This window comes from Acidovorax sp. Leaf78 (assembly GCF_001422735.1).
GTDB lineage: Bacteria > Pseudomonadota > Gammaproteobacteria > Burkholderiales > Burkholderiaceae_C > Acidovorax.
The window spans coordinates 797,302-815,429 of the sequence record NZ_LMLZ01000020.1 but is presented as its reverse complement, the minus strand read 5'-3'; the positions used below and the strand labels follow the sequence as shown (position 1 = coordinate 815,429).

Here is an 18,128-nt window from a genome sequence, read left to right as displayed (position 1 = left end):
CACACATTAATATTGTCATGTAGACAGATCTTTCTACTTACTTCAAAGGTCACCTCATGGAAACTCGCCCACCCGTTCCCCCGTTCTCATTGGCAAGCGCTGTTCAAAAGGTCCGTCTGGCCGAAGACGGCTGGAACACCCGCGACGCGGCCAAGGTTGCGATGGCCTACACCCCCGACACGCAGTGGCGCAACCGGGCCGAGTTCGCCAACAGCCGCGCCGAAGCCCAGGCCTTCCTGGAGAGAAAGTGGACGAAGGAGCTTGATTACCGGCTCATCAAGGAACTCTGGCTGTATGGCGACAACCGCATCGCGGTTCGGTACGCCTACGAGTGGCATGACGACGCTGGGAATTGGTTCCGCTCGTATGGCAACGAGAATTGGGAATTCGCGGCCGACGGGCTCATGCAACGGCGCTTCGCGTGCATCAACGACATGCCCATCAAGGAATCGGAGCGCAAATTCCACTGGCCTCTGGGTCGCCGCCCCGATGACCACCCCGGTCTGTCCGATCTGGGTTTGTGAAGAGTATCCCGACAAGGCAGAGGGTGACACGGGCTGAGCGACTCAGCCGTGCGCCCCAAGGCCGCAGGGCAATTGTGGCGGGGTTGCCGCACAAGAGTGCAGTCGGCCCCCGGCAGCCACCGCGGCCGCCCAGGTCTTCACCTCACACCACCACCGACACGTACCGGGCGCCTGGCTTGCAGTGTCATCGCACGACCAAAAAATGGTCACCCACGGCCCAAAGCCGCTGCGCTGTTTTGCCGCCGCCGCGGCTACCGTTGATTTACTGACGACCGCGCGCTGCGTGCAATGGCAGGCCGGATGCGTCCATGTCCGCGCGCAGGATATGGCCGTGCGTGGAGTCGGTCACGTACAGCGTGCGGGCGCCCTCGCCTGCCCCGCAGCCAAAAGCCAGGTTGGTGGTCGATGCCCCCGCCGGCCCGCGCAGCACCAGCTCGGGCTCGGCCCGGTGGTTGAGCACCCAGACATAACCCAGGCCCGGGTTGGCCACCAGCAGCCGGCCCTGCGCATCCACGGCCAGGCCGTCGGGGCCGCTGGGGCCGTAGGACGTGAAGAACTGCCCCACCTTGGCCACGCTGCCGTCGTGCAGCAACGGCACGCGCCACACGCAGTTGCCGCGGGTCACCGCCAGATACAGCACGCGCCCGTCGGGCGACAGGGCCACGCCGTTGGGGCTGGGCACATTGGCCAGCAGCAGGTCGAGCTGGCCATTCGGGCGCAGGCGGTACAGGCGGCCGCTCGGGTCGTGCAGGCCGCTCTGGCCCTGGTCGGTGAAGTACAGGTTGCCGTCGGCGTCGAAGATCAAATCGTTCACGCCCTTGAAGCGCTCGCTGTTGCGGCGCTCCAGGTGCGGCGTGACGGTGCCGGTGGCCACATCCAGGCGCATGAGGCCGTTCTTGTAGTCGGTGATCAGCAGCGTGCCGACGTCCATGAACTTCATGCCGTTGGGCTCGCCGTCGTACTCGGCCACCAGCGTCCACGCGCCCTCTGGGCTGATGCGAAAGATGCGGCCCCACGGGATGTCGGTCACGTACAGGTGGCCTGCGTCGTCGAACACCGGGCCCTCCAGAAACGAATCGGTGACGGTGCCGCCCCGGTTGGCATCGGCCCACTCGCTGCGCTCGCGGCGGCGAAAGTGGTCGGGCATGGAGGTGAACACATCCAGGTCACGGACCTGGGGTGGTTGCAGCAGAAACATGGCGGTGTCTTTCTTGTTGTTCAGGCAGGAGCGCCGAAACCATACCGCCGTGCCGGGTTGTCGACGAGGCGGCCCCCACCGCATCCATGCGGCATGGCATCGCGCAACGGCAGGACCATGGGCGATCAGTCCAGCTTGATGTTGCCCTTGCGCACCACATCGCCCCACTTGCTGTCTTCCTTCTTGAGGAAGGCCGCGAACTCGGCGGGCGTGGAGCCCACGGGCTGCGCGCCCATGTCGGCCAGGCGCTGCTTGAGCTCGTCTTCCTTCATCACCTCCTGCACGGCCTCGCGCAGCTTGGCAGCGATAGGCTCGGGCGTGCCTGCGGGCAGGAACATGCCGTTCCATTCATATGCTTCGTAGCCGGGGATCACCGTCTCGGCCACCGTGGGCACGTCGGGCAGGCGCTTGGACCGTTCGGGTGCCGACACGGCCAGTGCGCGCAGCTTGCCGCCCGACACGTGCGGGTAGGTGGCCGCCACGGTACCGAACATGAAGTCCACCTGGCCGGCCATCACGTCGGTGATGGCGGGGCCGCCGCTCTTGTAGGGCACGTGCACCATGTCCAGGTTCAGCTGCTGGCGCATCAGCTCGGCCGCCAGGCGCTGCACCGTGCCACTGCCGCCCGAGGCGAAGTTGAGCTTGCCCGGCGCCGCATTGGCCCGGGCGACCAGGTCGTTGATGTTCTTGAGCGGCGAGTCCGCCTTCACGATGAGCACGTTGGGCGCCAGCAGCACCAGCGACAGCGGCTGCAGCGCGTTGGCGGCATACGGCATCTTGGGGAACAGGTGCGGGTTGATGGAGTACGGCGTGGCGTCGTACAGCACCGTGTAGCCATCAGGGCTGGCCTTGGCCACGTAGCTCGCGCCGATGGTGCCGCTGGCGCCGGCCTTGTTGTCCACGATCACGCTGGTGCCCAGCCTGGCACCCAGGCGCGTGGCCAGCACGCGGGCCACGGCGTCGGCCGCACCGCCGGGCGCATACGGCACGACGATGGTGATCGGGCGCTCGGGGAACGCGGCATGGGCCAGGCCCGTGGCCAGGGCGCAGGCGGTGATCAGGGGTTTGAGAAAACGCAACATGTCTTGTCTCCGATCCATCGTTCATGCGGGCATTCAGCCCAAATGCTATTAATAACATAGCTATAACCGCTTGATGGACAAGCGGTAGAGGCCATTTTTTATTCAAAATCCTGTTCGCCGGGCTTTCCCTGCCATGCCTACGCGGCACGCATCGCTGGCGTCTCGCGGGCCAGCACTGCCAGCAGGTTCGTGGCCGCACCCACGCCCATGTTCACGTAGGCGTCGCTGGTCACGCCGCCGATGTGCGGGCTGAGGATGAAATTCTTCTCGCCCTGGAACGGGTGGCCGGCCACCATGGGCTCCACCGCAAAACTGTCCAGGCCCGCCGCCATCACCTGGCCCGAGCGCACGGCTGCGAGCAGCGCGGCTTCGTCGATGAGGCCGCCGCGCGCGGTGTTCACCACGATCACGCCGCGCTTGCACTGAGCGAGCGTGGCGGCGTTCAGCATGCCGCGGTTCTCGTCGGTCAGCGGGCAGTGCAGGGACACGGCGTCCGCCTCGCGCCAGATGGTCTCCAGGCTCACGCTCTGCACGTAGTCCGGCAGGTTCTTGGCGAACGGATCGAAGCCGATCACGCGCATGCCCAACGCATCGGCCATCTTCGCAAAGCGCAGGCCGATGGCGCCCAGGCCCACCAGGCCCACGGTGCGGCCGCCGAGCTCCAGGCTCTTGTGCGTTGCCTTGTCCCAATGGCCGGCATGCATGCGCGCATCCAGCTGCACCACCGACTTGGCACAGGCCAGCAGCAGTGCCAGCGCCTGCTCGGCCACGGCCGCAGCATTGGCGCCCACGGCGGCCACCACCTGGATGCCGCGCGCCTGGGCCGCCACCTTGTCGATGGTGTCGGTGCCGCTGCCGTGCTTGGAGATCACCTTGAGCGAAGGCGCCGCGTCCATCACGGCCGGGCCCACCTTGCCGTAGCGCACGATGATGGCCACCGGGTCGTGTTGCTTGGCGAGGGCGACCATGTCGTCTTCGGTGGGCGTCTTGCCGGCGTAGACGATGTCGTAGCCGCTGAGCAGGCCGAGCGCCTGCTGCGCCAGGTCGGCGCCTGTGACGATGATGGTGGGGTTGGTGCTCACAGCGATTCCCCTTCCGCCAGGACACCGGCCGCACGCAGCGCGGCGGGCAGCCACTTGGAGGCCGTGTCGCCACGGGCGATGGCTTCGATGCGGGCGGCCTCGTCGGCCAACTTCTTGTCGGCCAGGGCCATCATGCCGGGGGCCTTGGCGCGCTCGATCACAACCACGCCGTCGGCATCGCCCACCACCAGGTCCCCCGGGTTCACGGTTGCGCCGCCGGCAGAGATGGGGTGGTTGATGCGGCCGGGCACGTACTTGGTGGGCCCGGCGGGGTTGAAGCCTGCGCTGAACACCGGGAAGTCCAGCTCCAGGATCTCCAGCTTGTCGCGGATGGCGGCGTCCACGATCACGCCGGCCAGGCCGCGCTTCTTGCAGGCGCTGAGCATCAGCGTGCCCATGAGGGCGGCGGTCAGGTCGCCCTTGCCGTCGATCACCAGCACGTCGCCGGGCTGGGCCAGCGCAATGGCGGCGTGGATCATGAGGTTGTCGCCGGGGCGCACTTCCACGGTGAAGGCCGGGCCTGCCACCTGCATGCCCTGGTGCACCGGCGCCACGCGGCCGTGCATCGTGCCGCGGCGGCCCGCCACGTCGGCCAGGATGGCGGCCTGGAAGGTCGCGGCTTTGCTCACGACGTCGGCGCTCACGCGCTCGATGTCACGGATGATGTCGGGGAGTTGGCTCATGGTGTTCTGTCCGTTTGAAAAATGAAGAAGGGGTGCGTGCAGACAATGCCGGCTGCAAAGGCGGTCTTACTCAGCTTTTATGTTTCCGTCTTTGATGACCTTGGCCCACTTGGCGGAGTCGGCCTTTTGCAGGTCGCCCAGCTGCTGGGGCGTGCCGCCCACCAGCGTCACGCCCAGCTTGTCGGCCAGGGCGACCACGGCGGGGTCCTTCAGGGCCTTGTTGATCTCCTGGTTCAGGCGCTGCACGACCGCAGTGGGCGTCTTGGCCGGCGCGAACACGGCCTGCCACTGCTCCACCACGAAGTCCTTCATGCCCACCTCGGCCATCGTGGGCACGGCCGGCAGGGATTTGAGGCGCTGGGCCGAGGTGACGGCCAGCGCGCGCAGCTTGCCCGCCTGCACATGCGGCAGCGCGGCGGCCGCGGGCGCGAACATGAACTGCACCTGGCTGGCCAGCGTGTCCTGCAGCGCCGGGGTGTCGCCCTTGTAGGGCACGTGGATGAAGCGCGCGCCGGTCTGCTGCTGCAGCAGCTCGCCCTGCATCTGCAAGATGGTGCCGTTGCCGCCCGAGGCGAAGGCAAGCTTGCCCGGCTGGGCCTTGGCAGCGGCCAGCAGGTCGGCCACCGTCTTGAACGGCTGGTCCGTGCCCACCACCAAAATGTGCGGAATGGTGCCGATGATGACCACGGGCTCGAAGGCCGTGATGTGGTCGTACGGCAGCTTGCCCATCAGGTGCGGCGCGATCGCCTGCGGCCCGATGGAGGTACCCAGCAGCGTGGTGCCATCGGGCGCCGCCTTGGCGACGAAGGCCGCGCCGATGGTGCCGGTGGCGCCGGCCTTGTTGTCCACGATCACGTTGGTGGACAGCGCCGCGCCGATGCGCTGCGCCACGTTGCGGCCCAGCACGTCGGTGCTGCCGCCTGGGGGGTACGGCACCACCCAGGTGATGACGCGGCCGGCGGGCCAGTCGCCCTGGGCTCGTGCTGGGGCGGCCAGCCACGGGGCCAGCAGCGCGGCACCGCCGGCGGCGAGCACGCCACGGCGCGACAGGCCGGCAGATGGAAGGTCAGTGGTGGATTCGGTCACGGTGGTGTCTCCCCGGTTATCAAGACAATGAAGAAATGGTCGGCGCGAAGCCGTAGAGCGCGGCCGGGTTGTCCACCAGCACGCGCTGCAGCGTCGCGCTGCTGTCGCCAGCCTCGCGCGCCCAGTCGGCCAGCCGGTCCACCTGGCGGGCGTCGTCGGGCAGGGGCTGCACGCCGGCCGATGCGGTGGCATGCGGCCAGTCGCTGCCCCATACCACGCGGTGGGGCGCGCAGCGCAGGTAGCTGGCAGCCAGGGTGTCGAGCGCGGGGTCTTCCACCGAGTGCTGTTCGCTCACGATGTAGCCGCCCGACAGCTTGACCCACGCCTGCCCGCACTGCAGCAGCGCCAGCAGCAGCGCATGGGCGGGGTGCCGCCCCGCCTGCGCGGGAGCGATGCGGCCGAAGTGGTCGAACACCACCGGCACGGGCAACTGGCGCAGCACATCGGCCTGCGCGATCAGCACATCGGGCGCCATCAGCAGTTGCAGGTGCCAGCCCAGCGGCGCGATGCGGCGGGCCAGCGGCAGCAGCGAATCCGCCGTGCCCGACACGCCCAGCGACAGGTTCAGCCGCACGCCGCGCACGCCGGCGGCGTGCAGGCGCTGCAGCGCTGCATCGCTCTCGGTGCCGTCGATCACCGCCACGCCACGGGCTGGCACGCCCATGGCGCCCAGCGCGGCCAGGCCTTCGAGCATCGGGCGGTTGTCGGTGCCGTAGGTCGACGGCGTGACCAGCACCACCCGCGTGGTGCCGATGCGCTGCTGCAACACGGCATAGTCCAGCGCCGACGCATCAGGCGGCAGAAGTTTGGCCTGCGGCGCTGCTGGAAAGCGGCTGTCGTACACATGCACGTGGCAGTCGCAGGCACCGGCCGGCACCAGGGTGCGCGGCGCGGCGGTGCCGGCTGAAAACCGCACGGCATGGGCGGTACGCACAGGCGTGACAAGGCTGTCGCGGTGCATGGCGCGGACTCTTGGGGGGGCGTGAAGCGGTCGCTGTGGCGGTGCTGCCGGTCAGTCCAGGCTGGCGCCCGAGTCCTTGACGATCTTGCCCCAGCGCGGCACTTCGGTGCGCAGCAGCTGGCCAAACTGATCGGCCGTTCCGCCCAGGATGTCGCCGCCTTCGGAGCGCAGCTTGTCGGCCACTTCGGCGTGCTGCAGCGCCTGGTTGATCGCCTTGTTCAGCTGCGCCACGATGGGCGCGGGCGTACCGGCCGGCGCCAGGATGCCGAACCAGGTCACGGCCTCGAAGCCCTTGTAGCCCGACTCGGCCAGCGTGGGCACATCGGGCAATTGCGACGAGCGCTTGGCCGACGTGATGGCCAGCACCTTGAGCTTGCCGTTGCGCACCTGGCCCAGCAGCGTGGGCACGGACGACATGTACAGATCGATCTGCCCGCCCACCAGGTCCGTCATGGCCTGGGCCGCGCCCTTGTAGGGGATGTGGCGCAGCTTGATGCCCGCCGCGTTCTCGGCCAGCTCGCCGGCCAGGTGGGCCACCGTGCCGTTGCCCGAGTAGCCCAGGGTGAGCGCATCGGGCTTGCCCTTCGACGCTGCCACCACGTCGGCGAAGGTCTTGTACGGCGAATTGGCCGGCGCGGCGATCACGATGGGCGACGACGACACCAGTGCCACGGGCACCAGGTCCTTGATGGCGTCGTAGGGCAGCTTGGGGTACAGCGTGGGGTTGATCGCCAGATTGCTGGTCTGGCCCATGACCAGCGTGTAGCCGTCAGGAGCGGACTTGGCCGCGGCGTCCACGCCCAGGTTGCCGCCCGCGCCGGGGCGGTTGTCCACGATCACGTTCCACTTGTTCTGGTCCGTGAGCTTTTGCGCCACGGTGCGCGCGATCATGTCGGTGCCGCCACCGGGTGGGAACGGGACGATGAGGCGGATGGGCTTGTTGGGGTACGCGGCCTGGGCCTGGGCGGCACCCATGGGCACGGCGGTTGCGGCAAGGCCCATCAGGGCTGCGCACAGGTGCGCGCCGACAGCACGCGAAAGCGAGGGAAAAGCTGGCATGGATTTGTCTCCGTTTTATGGTGGTTCGTCACGCCGGTCTGCAGAACCTGCGACGGCCCGGCGCCGTGGCTGCGACTTTACGCAGACGTTTCAACCCATACAATGCAGTTGCACACAGTGAAACGTATAGCGCCATGAGCAACAAGTCCATCAAGTCTTCTCTCCTCGCGCCACCGCCATTGCCGCCCTCCTCGGCACCTGCCCCGGCCCCGCAGCCCGACGCGGCCGGCGGCGTGATCGCCGTCACACGCGCACTGCAGGTGCTCGAAGCCTTTGCCCTGGGCGAATCCAGCCTGCCGCTGGCCGAGCTGAGCCGCCGCTGCGGCCTGCACAAGACCACGGTGCTGCGCCTGGCGCGCACGCTGGCGCAGTCGGGCTTCATGGTGCAGCGCGAAGACGGCGACTGGCGCCTGGGCCCGGCCGCGGGCTGGCTGGGCGCGCGCTACCAGGCGGGCTTTGACGTGCAGAACGTGCTGGAGCCCGCGCTGCGCGAACTGACCCACGCCACGGGCGAAAGCGCGGCCTTCTACGTGCGCGAAGGCCAGGTGCGGACCTGCCTGGTGCGCGTGGAGGGCCCGCAGGCACTGCGCCACCACGCCCGCATGGGCGAAGGGCTGCCGCTGGACAAAGGCTCCCCGGGCCGCGTGATCCTGGCGTTCTCGGGCGAGCCGGGCAAGGCGTATGAAGACATTCGCAAGAAGGGCTACCACTGGTCCATCGGCGAACGCGAGCAAGGCGTGGCCACGGTGTCGGCGCCGGTGTTCGGCATGCACTGGCGCCTGATGGGGTCCGTGTGCATCTCAGGCCCCGCATCGCGCCTGCCCGCTGAAAAGCTCGAAGCGCTGGCCCATACGGTGATTGCCGCGGCGACGCAGCTGTCGTATGCGCTGGCAGGCAACACGGCAGCGCCCGCGCAAAGCCCGGTGCGGGCCACGCACTGGCATCCTTGAGCTCCCCCTGAGCCGCCTGGCGGCGTCTTCCCCCAAGGGGGACGCCCCCGGTGGACCGGCGGAGCCGGATCCACGGGTGCACTGGCATGGCCAGCGCCAGTTTCGGGGGGCGTGCGCGACGCATGCATCGCAGATACTGGCATCCACGACACACAACACTGCCAAGGAGACCTTCGTGAGCCGCTATCCCTTCCCTGACCTGAACACCCTGCCCGACGACATCCGCGCACGCATCGTGGAAGTGCAGGAAAAGGCTGGCTTCATCCCCAGCGTGTTCCTGGCGTTTGCCCGCCGCCCTGCCGAGTGGCGCGCGTTCTTTGCCTACCACGATGCGCTCATGCTCAAGGAAGAAGGCAGCCTGACCAAGGGCGAGCGCGAGATGATCGTCACCACCACCAGCGCTGCCAACCAATGCCTGTACTGCGTGGTGGCCCACGGCGCCATCCTGCGCATCTACGAGAAAAAGCCGCTCATTGCGGACCAGGTGGCGGTCAACCACCGCAAGGCCGACATCAGCCCGCGCGAGCGCGCCATGCTGGACTTTGCGATGAAGGTCTGCCAGCGCTCGCACGAGATCGAGGACGCCGACTTCGAGGCTCTGCACCCGCACGGCTTCGACGACGAGGACATCTGGGACATCGCGGCCATCACCGCGTTCTTCGGGCTGTCGAACCGCATGGCCAGCTTTGCCGGCATGCAGCCCAACCCCGAGTTCTATCTGATGGGCCGCCTGCCGCGCGAGAAGAACAAGTAGGTGCGGCCCCGGCAAGCCCGGGGGCCCTTACAACGTGGCCGATCCGGCCGCGGCGTCAGCCCGGCACGGCTGCGGTGGAGGCCCGCTCGATCAGCTCGAACCCCAGGTCGAACGTCGAGCGCTGCGGTTGCACGCCGCGGCAGCGGTCCATGATGAGCTGCGCTGCCAGGCGGCCGATCTCGGGCCCGTCCACGTGCACGGTGGTGATGGGCGGCACCATGTGCGCGCTGAAGTCCGCATTGCCAAAGCCGGAGATCGCCAGGTCCTGCGGCACGCGCAGACCGCGCGCCTGCGCCTCCACCAGAATGCCGTGGGCCAGCATGTCCGAGCTGCACACCACCGCCTGCAGGCCGGGCTCACGGGCGAGCAGCTCGCACAGCGCCCTGCGGCCCAGTTGCAGCGTGCTGGGCGCAGGCACCACGGCCGTGGGTACGTCGCGGCCCCAGGCGGCCAGAAAACCCTCGCGCCGCTCCATCGCGCGCTGGTCGCCGCCAGTGGCGATGCCCACGCGCTGGTAGCCCCGCGACAGGAAGTACCCCGCCAGCGCACTGCCGACCTTGAGGTGCGAAAACCCGATCACCATGTCCACCGGCCGGTCGCTGATGTCCCAGGTCTCCACCACCGGCACGCCCGCTTTGCGCAAGCGGTCGCGCGCGGCTTCGGACTGCACCAGGCCCATCATCACGATGCCGTCCGGCTGCCGGCTGACCATGGCGTTGAGCACATCGATCTCGCGCTGCGCGTCGTAGAACGTCTGGCCCAGCAGGAGTTGGTAGCCCTCTTCCGCCAGCGCGGCCGTGAGCGACTGCACCGTGGGCAAAAACTGCGACACCGACAGCGCCGGCACGATCCCCGCCACCATGCGGCTGCGCTTGGACTTGAGCCCGCCGGCCAGCAGATTGGGGATGTAGCCCGTGGCCTCCACCGCCTGCTGCACGCGCGCCCGCGTCTTCTCCGACACGATGCCGGGGTTCCCCAGCGCACGCGACGCCGTGATGGGCGAGACGCCGGCCGCCTGGGCGACGTCGTGCAGGGTGGCGGGCTTGCGGGGCGATGGCAGGTTCATGAAGGGTACGGCGGAGACTGCGGAAAGAGCGGAAGGTGCGGACAAGCGGATGTCGGTGCGAGAAGCGGCCGGAGGGGGCCACGGCCAGTGCAGTGGGCGCTGGCGGCCATGCGCTGCAACGCACAAGCCGCAGCGCGACCCGCCATGCGCGACGTTAGCAGATAGCGCAGCGGCCCCACCCCGGTGCCCGCCTGCGCAAAGGCTGCGAGGAGCGCCTGCTAACCACCACCCGATGGCCGCGCCCAGCAGGTGCCCTTGGCGCCGTACCCAGCGAAACATGCAGCAGATCACCCCGCATTGACTTTTGAAATGACAACGATATCATTTATCCGGCCAACAAAAAAACAGAGTTCATGGCGACAGAAATAAAACAGATGCTGGCATTCGTCCAAAAATGACAACGATGTCATTCAACCATCAAGGAGACAAGCATGAAGAAACTTTGGATCACCGCCGCGCTGGCCATGGCGACGTTGAGCACCTCGGCCCTGGCCTGGCCTGACAAGGCCGTCACGCTGGTGGTGCCCTTTCCTCCCGGCGGCTCCACAGACCAGGTCGCACGTGCCGTCAGCCCGCGCCTGACCGAAAAGCTCAAGCAGCCCTTCACGGTCGACAACCGCGCCGGCGCCACGGGCACGATCGGCGCCACCTTCGTGCAGCGGGCCCCGGCGGACGGCTACACCTTCCTGGTCACGTCGCTCGGCCCGCTGGTCATCGTGCCGCACCTGCTCAAGAGCCTGCCCTACGACCCCACCAAGGACTTCGACTTCATCACCGTGGCCGTGGCCTCGCCCAACGTGCTGGTGGTGCCCGCCAACTCGCCCCACAAGAGCGTGGCCGACGTGATCGCGCACCTCAAGGCCAACCCCAACAAGATGAGCTTCGCGTCCGCCGGCAATGGCTCCAGCGACCACCTCACGGCCGAGCTGTTCTGGCAGCAGACGGGCACCCAGGGCGTGCACATCCCCTACAAGGGCGGCGCTCCCGCGCACACCGACCTGATCGGCGGCCAGGTGGACGCGTCGTTCCAGAACATCAACGCCGTGATCCAGTACATCAAGGGCGGCAAGATGCGCGCACTGGCCGTGACCAGCCCCCAGCGCTCGCCCGTGCTGCCGGATCTGCCCACGCTGGCCGAAGCAGGCGTGAAGAACGTCGAAGTCGCATCCTGGCAAGCCATCGTCGCGCCCAAGGGCCTGCCGCCTGCCGTGCGCCAGAAGGCCCATGCCGCGTTCGTGGAAGCGCTGAACGACCCCAAGGTGAAGGAGCAATTCGTCTCCATCGGGTTCGAGATGGTGGCCAACACGCCGGAAGAATTCGCCGCCTTCCAGCGCAAGGAATACGACCGCTGGAAGACCGTGATCCAGGCCGGAAAGATCACCATCGACTGACCTCTGGCCACCGGGAAACCCGCGCAGGCCGCCGCGGGTTTCCCTTGCACGCATCGCCCTGCTCCCAGCCCTTTTTTTGCCTTTCGTCCTTTCGTCGCCCCCCGCTTGAACGCCATGACTGCCCTCTCATCCGCCGACAACACCCCGCTGAGCCCCGACAGCATCGCCTGGATCCGCCTCTCGTCGTGCTACCTGCCGCTGGCCAACCCCATCAGCGACGCCAAGGTGCTGACCGGCCGCCAAAAGCCCATGACCGAGATCGCGATGCTGTTCGCCGAGATCGAGACCCGCGACGGCCACCGTGGGCTGGGCCTGAGCTACTCCAAGCGCGCAGGCGGCCCCGGCCAGTTCGCGCATGCCAGGGAGATCGCTCCCGCGCTCATCGGCGAAGACACGAACGACATCGCGCGCCTGTGGACCAAGCTGTGCTGGGCGGGCGCCTCGGTGGGCCGCAGTGGCATGGGCGTGCAGGCCATCGGCGCGTTCGACGTGGCGCTGTGGGACCTGAAGGCCCGCCGCGCTCACCTGTCGCTGTCCAAGCTGCTGGGCTCGCAGCGCGAGTCCGTGCGGTGCTACAACACCTCGGGCGGCTTCCTGCACACGCCGCTCGACCAGCTCAAGGTGAACGCCCGGGCCTCGCTGGACCGTGGCATCGGCGGCATCAAGCTCAAGGTGGGCCAGCCCGACTGCGCGCTGGACATCCAGCGGGTGCAGGCCATGCGCGAACACCTGGGCGACGCCACGCCCATCATGGTCGACGCCAACCAGCAGTGGGACCGCCCCACCGCCCAGCGCATGTGCCGCATCTTCGAGCAGTACAACCTGATCTGGATCGAGGAGCCGCTGGACGCCTACGACTATGAAGGCCACGCCGCGCTGGCCGCGCAGTTCGACACCCCCATCGCCACCGGCGAGATGCTGACCAGCGCCGCCGAGCATGGCGAGCTGATCCGCCACCGCAGCGCCGACTTCCTCATGCCCGACGGCCCGCGCCTGGGCGGCATCACGCCCTTCCTCAAGGTCGCGGCGCAGGCCGAAATGGCCAACGTGATGCTGGCCCCGCACTTCGCGATGGAGCTGCACGTGCACCTGGGCGCCGTGTACCCCAGCGAGCCCTGGGTCGAGCATTTCGACTGGCTGGAGCCTCTGTTCAACGAACGCCTGGAACTGAAAGACGGCCGCATGCTGGTGCCCACCCGCCCAGGTCTGGGCCTTTCGCTCACGGAGCAGGCCCGCGCCTGGACCCGCGAATCCATCGAGGTGGGCCAGCGGGCCTGACGGCTCACCCTGCGTTGCCTACCCCACTACCTCATCCCGCAACCACCACAACCCGCCAGCGCGTCAAACCCACGGCACGCCCTGCGTGCCCAGGAGCCAGCACCATGAACGCCAGAACCATGACCTCGCGCCCCCCGCTTTGCATCCAGATGCACGAGGCCGACAATGTCGCGATCGTCGCCAACGACGGTGGCCTGCCGGCAGGCACCACCCTGCCTGCGGGCGTGACGCTGGTGGATGCCGTGCCCCAGGCGCACAAGGTGGCGCTCCAGGACATCGCCCAAGGCGGCGTGGTGCGGCGCTACAACGTGCCCATCGGCTATGCCATCCGCGCCATCCCGGCCGGCAGCTGGGTGCATGAAAAGCTGCTGGACATGCCCGATGCGCGCTCGCTCGAAGGCCTGCCCATCGCCACCGTGAAGCCGGCTGCACTACCGCCGCTCACGGGCTACACCTTCGAGGGCTACCGCAACGCAGACGGCTCGGTGGGCACACGCAACATCCTGGCCATCACCGAGACCGTGCAGTGCGTGGCCGGCGTGACCGAGTTCGCGGTGCAGCGCATCAAGGCCGAGCTGCTGCCGAAGTACCCGAACGTGAACGACGTGGTCGCCCTGGCCCACACCTACGGCTGCGGCGTGGCCATCGACGCGCCCGACGCCGTGATCCCCATCCGCACGCTGCGCAACATCAGCCTGAACCCCAACTTCGGCGGCGAGGTGATGGTGGTGAGCCTGGGCTGCGAGAAGCTGCAACCCGAGCGCCTGCTCCCTCCCGGCTCCATCCCGCTGGTGGACGAACGCACGCAGGCAGACACCCCGCTGGACGTGGTCTGCCTGCAGGACGAGGCGCATGTGGGCTTCATGTCCATGGTCGATTCGGTGATGCGCCAGGCCGAACGGCATCTGCAGCGCCTGAACCAGCGCCGCCGCGAACCCGTGCCCGCCAGCGAACTCGTCGTGGGCGTGCAGTGCGGCGGCAGCGATGCCTTCAGCGGCGTCACCGCCAACCCGGCCGTGGGCTTTTGCACCGACCTGCTGGTGCGTGCGGGCGCCACCGTGATGTTCAGCGAAGTGACCGAGGTGCGCGACGGCATCGACCAGCTGACCGCGCGCGCCTCCACCCCCGAGGTGGCCGAGGCCATGATCCGCGAGATGGCCTGGTACGACGCCTACCTGCAGCGCGGTCGGGTGGACCGCAGCGCCAACACCACGCCGGGCAACAAGAAGGGCGGCCTGTCCAACATCGTGGAAAAGGCCATGGGCTCCATCGTCAAGAGCGGCAGCTCGCCCATCACCGGCGTGATCTCCCCGGGCGAGAAGCTCCAACAAAAGGGCCTGATCTACGCCGCCACGCCCGCCAGCGACTTCATCTGCGGCACGCTACAGGTGGCAGCCGGCATGAACCTGCACGTCTTCACCACCGGTCGCGGCACGCCCTACGGCCTGGCCGAGGTGCCCGTCATCAAGGTCGCCACGCGCGACGACCTGGCACGCCGCTGGCACGACCTGATGGACGTCAACGCCGGCACCATCGCCACCGGCGAGAAGACCATCGAAGACGTGGGCTGGGAGATGTTCCACCTCATGCTGGAGGTGGCCAGCGGCCGCAAGAAGACCTGGGCCGAACACTGGAAGCTGCGCAATGCGCTGGTGCTGTTCAACCCGGCGCCGGTGACTTGAGCTGAGCTGAGCCCCAGCGGAATGCTACTATTTCAATAGCTGCTAGCGCTTTACCAGTGAGCGGTAGAGCACTATTTCGCTTGAATTTTCAATACCCCATCAGGCACTGACGAGCGCCCGCATCCAGTCGGGCAGGTCCGTGGCCTTCTGCCGCGGAAAGTCCACCCAGATGGTGGTGGCGCCGCCTGCCGCGCACACCACGCCCGGCTGGTCCACGCGCTCCATGGTGCCCCAGGTCTCGAACGTGGTGCGGCCCGGGTCGCTCACGTAGAGCTTGAGCAGCACATCGGCCGGGTACTCCAGCTGCCGGTAGAAGTTGCAGAACGCATTGACGATGACCGGCCCCTGGCCCTGCGGGTCGGGGTTGCAGCCCACCGACACCAGCCAGTCGATGCGCGCCGTCTCCAGGTACCTGAAGTACACCGTGTTGTTGACATGGCCCATCGCATCCATGTCGCCCCAGCGCACGGGAAAACGCATCTCGTAGACCAGCTTCTTGGCTTCAGGAATTTCAATCTTCATCGATAGTCCAGTTTGGTGGTACCGCCCAGCGCTCTGCAGCTGGCGCGCCCCCAAGGCCAGTGCCACCGTGGAACTGGCTCCGCCAGGCCACCGGTGGCGTCCCCCTCGGGGGATGGCGCGCAGCGCCTCAGGGGGGCTTTTCTATACAGCGAAGCCGTCGTCGGCGGCGATGACGGCGCCGTTGATGAAATGGCTCTGGTCGCTGGCCAGCATGACCAGCAAGGCATCCAGGTCCTGCGGGCTGCCCACGCGTTTGCGGGGGAGCATGGCAATGAGCTTCTTGCCCTGCTCGGTGTCCCAGTGGTGGTGGTTGATCTCGGTGTCGATGTAGCCGGGGCAGATCGCGTTGGTGTTGATGCCGAACTTGCCCCATTCCATGGCCATGGCGCGGGTCATCTGCACCACGGCGGCCTTGCTCATGCAGTAGGCGCCGATCTGCGGCAGCACCTTGAGGCCCGCCATCGAGGCGATGTTGATGATGCGCCCACCCGTGAAGCTGCCCGGCGCCGCACCGCGCGAGCGGGCCAGCATGCGCTTGCCGACCTCCTGCGCCACGAAGAACGCACCCTTCACGTTGGTGTCGAAGATGAAGTCGTAGTCTTCGGGCGTCACGTCCTGCAGGCGCTGCGTGGTGCTCACGCCCGAGTTGTTGACCAGGATGTCGATGGAGCCCATTTCGGTCTCGGCGTGCGCCACGGCGGACTTGATGGAGTCGTGGTCAGTTACGTCGAGCTCGATCACGTGGGCGTCACCGCCCTCGCCTTCGATGCGCGCGCGCAGCTCCTTGAGCTTTTCCACCCGGCGGCTGGCCAGCACCACCCCGGCGCCGGCGCGGGCCAGCGTGCGGGCAAACTGTGCGCCCAGGCCGCTGGAGGCGCCCGTGATGAAGGCCACCCGGCCGGACAAGTCGATGCTGTAAGCCATTTAGAGTCTCTCCACTCAACAAAATAGAACGGTCGTTCGATTGTCGCTATTCCATGAATACAATCAGTCGCCAGCCAGACAGGGCATTGCATCCTGTTCTGTTCAAAATATCCATTATCAAACGCCCGACGAGAAGCCCATGACAAACGAAGAAATCATCGCCCAGTATGGTCCCCGTGAATCGATGGAATACGACGTGGTGGTCGTTGGCGGCGGCCCTGGCGGCCTGGCCACCGCGATCCGCCTGAAGCAGCTGGCTGCCGAAAAGGGCCAGGATGTCTCGGTGGTGGTGCTGGAAAAAGGCTCCGAGCCCGGCGCGCACATTCTGTCGGGCGCCATCATGGACCCCAAGGCACTGACCGAGCTGATCCCCGACTGGAAAAAGCGCGGCGCACCCCTCAAGCAGCCCGTTACCGACGACGCCTACATCTTCCTGTCGGAAAAATCGGGCCTGCGCGTGCCCAATGTTTTTCTGCCCCCCTTCGCACAGAACCACGGCAACTACATCGTGCGCCTGGGCGACGTGACCAAATGGATGGCCGAGCAGGCCGAGGCCCTGGGCGTGGAGATCTTCCCCGGCTTTGCCGCCGCCGAAGTGCTCTACAACGAGAATGGTTCGGTCAAGGGCGTGGCCACTGGCAACATGGGCGTGGGCAAGGACGGCGAGCCCACCGAGAACTTCCAGCTGGGCATGGAACTGCTGGGCAAGTACACCGTGTTCGCCGAAGGCGCGCGCGGCCACCTGGGCCGCCAGCTGATCGAGCGCTTTCACCTGTCCGAAGGGCGCGACCCGCAAAGCTTCGGCCTGGGCGTGAAGGAGCTGTGGGAGATCGACCCCAAGAAGCACCAGCCCGGCTTCGTGATGCACACCGCCGGCTGGCCGATGGAGAACGACACCTACGGCGGCGCATTCCTGTACCACCTGGACGACAACAAGGTTGCGCTCGGCTTCGTGACCGGCCTGGGCTACAAGAACCCCTACCTCAGCCCGTTCGAGGAATTCCAGCGCTGGAAAACCCACCCCAACGTCCGCTACTACTTCGAGAACGAAAAAGGCGAGATCACGGCCAAGCGCCTGTCCTACGGCGCGCGCGCCATCAACGCCAGCGGCATCAACGCCCTGCCCAAGACCATCTTCCCGGGCGGCGCACTCGTGGGCTGCAACGCAGGCTACCTGAACGTGGGCCGCATCAAGGGCAGCCACGCCGCCATCAAGACCGGCATGCTGGCCGCCGAGGCTGCGTACGACGCCGTTGTGGCCGGCCGCCAGCACGACGAACTCAAGGCCTACCCCAAGGCTTTCGAGGAAAGCTGGCTCTACACCGAGCTGAACAAGGACCGCAACTTCAAGAACTGGTTCAAGTACGGCCTGACCACGGCCACGGTGATGAACGGCTTCGAGCAGCTGATACTGCGCGGCCGCATGCCCTGGACGCTGCACCGCGACAAGCCCGACCACGCCTACCTCAAGCCCGCGGCCGAGTGCAAGCCCATCGTCTACCCCAAGCCCGATGGCAAGCTCACGTTCGACCGCCTCAGCAGCGTGTTCATCAGCAACACCAACCACGAAGAGAACCAGCCGGCCCACCTGACGCTCAAGGACGCGAGCGTGCCAGTCAACATCAACTTGGCCAATTACGCCGGCCCCGAGGCGCGCTACTGCCCGGCGGGTGTGTACGAGTTCGTGCCCGATGTGGCCAAGGGCGGCGACGCGCAGCGCCTGCAGATCAACGCGCAGAACTGCGTGCACTGCAAGACCTGCGACATCAAGGACCCGACGCAGAACATCGTGTGGGTGACGCCCGAAGGCGGCGGCGGCCCGAACTACTCGGGCATGTGACCCGCGCTGGCGATACGCCGCCAGCCACCCAGATCAAAGGGCCTGC

17 protein-coding genes are annotated in these 18,128 nt (G+C 67.4%); 7 read left to right on the top strand and 10 right to left on the bottom strand.

Annotated elements, in window-relative coordinates; all coding sequences use genetic code 11:
* The first annotated feature begins 56 nt into the window (after window positions 1-56).
* Window positions 57-524 carry a nuclear transport factor 2 family protein gene (locus ASF16_RS15175; protein WP_056168599.1) on the top strand — a complete coding sequence of 156 codons (468 nt, stop codon included), beginning with the start codon at window positions 57-59 and terminating at the stop codon, window positions 522-524.
* Window positions 525-786: 262 nt separating this feature from the next.
* Here ASF16_RS15175 and ASF16_RS15170 read toward each other — a convergent pair whose 3' ends face one another.
* The 7 genes from ASF16_RS15170 to ASF16_RS15140 all read right to left on the bottom strand — a co-directional run bounded on the left by ASF16_RS15170 (window position 787) and on the right by ASF16_RS15140 (window position 7,675).
* Complete coding sequence (locus ASF16_RS15170; protein ID WP_056168596.1) at window positions 787-1,722, bottom strand: SMP-30/gluconolactonase/LRE family protein; 936 nt, start codon at window positions 1,720-1,722, stop codon at window positions 787-789.
* Window positions 1,723-1,847: 125 nt separating this feature from the next.
* Window positions 1,848-2,804: a tripartite tricarboxylate transporter substrate binding protein gene (locus ASF16_RS15165; RefSeq protein WP_056168593.1), complete on the bottom strand. Its 957-nt coding sequence runs from the start codon at window positions 2,802-2,804 to the stop codon at window positions 1,848-1,850.
* Between the two features lie 137 nt (window positions 2,805-2,941).
* Window positions 2,942-3,886 carry an NAD(P)-dependent oxidoreductase gene (locus ASF16_RS15160; protein ID WP_056168589.1) on the bottom strand — a complete coding sequence of 315 codons (945 nt, stop codon included), beginning with the start codon at window positions 3,884-3,886 and terminating at the stop codon, window positions 2,942-2,944.
* A complete protein-coding gene (locus ASF16_RS15155) occupies window positions 3,883-4,569 on the bottom strand; it encodes a diguanylate cyclase (RefSeq protein WP_056168586.1) in 687 nt (228 codons plus the stop codon). The genes ASF16_RS15160 and ASF16_RS15155 overlap by 4 nt, the downstream gene beginning before the upstream one ends.
* Before the next feature lie 66 nt (window positions 4,570-4,635).
* On the bottom strand, window positions 4,636-5,655 hold the full coding sequence (locus tag ASF16_RS15150; protein ID WP_156372080.1) for a tripartite tricarboxylate transporter substrate binding protein: 1,020 nt from the start codon (window positions 5,653-5,655) through the stop codon (window positions 4,636-4,638).
* 19 nt (window positions 5,656-5,674) lie between these two features.
* A complete protein-coding gene (locus ASF16_RS15145; protein WP_056168583.1) occupies window positions 5,675-6,616 on the bottom strand; it encodes an amidohydrolase in 942 nt (313 codons plus the stop codon).
* Window positions 6,617-6,667: 51 nt separating this feature from the next.
* Window positions 6,668-7,675, bottom strand: a complete 1,008-nt coding sequence (locus ASF16_RS15140; protein ID WP_056168581.1) for a tripartite tricarboxylate transporter substrate binding protein — start codon at window positions 7,673-7,675, stop codon at window positions 6,668-6,670.
* 134 nt (window positions 7,676-7,809) lie between these two features.
* Between ASF16_RS15140 and ASF16_RS15135 the strand changes: the two genes are divergently transcribed.
* Together ASF16_RS15135 and ASF16_RS15130 are read left to right on the top strand one after the other, a co-directional pair.
* On the top strand, window positions 7,810-8,625 hold the full coding sequence (locus ASF16_RS15135; protein ID WP_056168578.1) for an IclR family transcriptional regulator: 816 nt from the start codon (window positions 7,810-7,812) through the stop codon (window positions 8,623-8,625).
* 175 nt (window positions 8,626-8,800) lie between these two features.
* A complete protein-coding gene (locus ASF16_RS15130) occupies window positions 8,801-9,379 on the top strand; it encodes a peroxidase-related enzyme (RefSeq protein WP_056169324.1) in 579 nt (192 codons plus the stop codon).
* Between the two features lie 55 nt (window positions 9,380-9,434).
* On the opposite strand, the gene ASF16_RS15125 is transcribed toward ASF16_RS15130, so the two are convergent.
* Window positions 9,435-10,445 (bottom strand): LacI family DNA-binding transcriptional regulator, encoded by a 1,011-nt coding sequence (locus ASF16_RS15125; RefSeq protein ID WP_056168575.1) that lies wholly within the window; start codon window positions 10,443-10,445, stop codon window positions 9,435-9,437.
* 431 nt (window positions 10,446-10,876) lie between these two features.
* On the opposite strand from ASF16_RS15125, the gene ASF16_RS15120 reads away from it, so the two are divergent.
* The 3 genes from ASF16_RS15120 (at window position 10,877) to garD (ending at window position 14,796) form a co-directional block, all read left to right on the top strand.
* Entirely contained in the window at window positions 10,877-11,836 is a 960-nt protein-coding gene (locus ASF16_RS15120) for a tripartite tricarboxylate transporter substrate binding protein (RefSeq protein WP_056168572.1), read from the top strand.
* Window positions 11,837-11,950: 114 nt separating this feature from the next.
* Window positions 11,951-13,114, top strand: a complete 1,164-nt coding sequence (locus ASF16_RS15115; RefSeq protein ID WP_056169320.1) for a mandelate racemase/muconate lactonizing enzyme family protein — start codon at window positions 11,951-11,953, stop codon at window positions 13,112-13,114.
* Window positions 13,115-13,218: 104 nt separating this feature from the next.
* Window positions 13,219-14,796, top strand: coding sequence for a galactarate dehydratase (gene garD / locus ASF16_RS15110; protein ID WP_369817155.1), 1,578 nt, complete (start codon window positions 13,219-13,221; stop codon window positions 14,794-14,796).
* 99 nt (window positions 14,797-14,895) lie between these two features.
* Here the strand turns inward: garD and ASF16_RS15105 are convergent, their stop codons facing one another.
* Both ASF16_RS15105 and ASF16_RS15100 read right to left on the bottom strand, forming a co-directional pair.
* Window positions 14,896-15,318 carry a thioesterase family protein gene (locus tag ASF16_RS15105; protein ID WP_056168568.1) on the bottom strand — a complete coding sequence of 141 codons (423 nt, stop codon included), beginning with the start codon at window positions 15,316-15,318 and terminating at the stop codon, window positions 14,896-14,898.
* A gap of 141 nt (window positions 15,319-15,459) precedes the next feature.
* On the bottom strand, window positions 15,460-16,242 hold the full coding sequence (locus tag ASF16_RS15100; protein ID WP_056168565.1) for an SDR family oxidoreductase: 783 nt from the start codon (window positions 16,240-16,242) through the stop codon (window positions 15,460-15,462).
* 139 nt (window positions 16,243-16,381) lie between these two features.
* Here ASF16_RS15100 and ASF16_RS15095 point away from each other — a divergent pair, with 139 nt between their 5' ends.
* The gene (locus ASF16_RS15095; protein WP_056168563.1) at window positions 16,382-18,082 is read left to right on the top strand and encodes an electron transfer flavoprotein-ubiquinone oxidoreductase; all 1,701 of its coding nucleotides are present in this window, start codon (window positions 16,382-16,384) and stop codon (window positions 18,080-18,082) included.
* Window positions 18,083-18,128: the final 46 nt, after the last annotated feature.